Source organism: Cedecea sp. B1(4) (genome assembly GCF_059414925.1).
This window is the reverse complement of sequence record NZ_JCAHMZ010000324.1, coordinates 1-346: the sequence shown is the minus strand read 5'-3', so window position 1 is coordinate 346 and position 346 is coordinate 1. Positions and strand designations below refer to the sequence as shown.

Annotated in this window: 1 protein-coding gene; it reads right to left on the bottom strand. The window is 58.4% G+C overall.

The features are described from left to right. On the bottom strand, nucleotides 1-230 hold a 230-nt coding region (locus tag ACR6JA_RS23145; RefSeq protein ID WP_494599858.1), incomplete at its 3' end, for a hypothetical protein. Nucleotides 231-346 lie beyond the last annotated feature (116 nt).

The following is a 346-nucleotide window of genomic DNA, read 5'->3' as shown; positions in this document are numbered from 1 at the left end:
CGACCCGAGGCGGTCTTGATCTGCGCTTCTTCCACCACGACAGCGGCATAACGCTTGGGCTCGAATCCCGCTGCGCGGTACATCAGTACGTTCTCGTATCGTGTCGGCGATAACTTCTCGTAGTCGCCGAGAAATCCGGAGCGCGTCATGCTGTTGGTCGCGCATCCAGAGAGCGCGCCTGCTACGCAAAAAAAGATGCCGCCGCGGATCAATGCAGTTTTGCTCTTCATAATGGGTCTCCTTGATCAAACGAAACTAAGACAGGCAATGCCTGCTGCGATGAGGGCGGTGCCAGACCAGCGCGTTACCGATGCGACATCGCCTAGTAGGAGGGCGCCGACGCCCA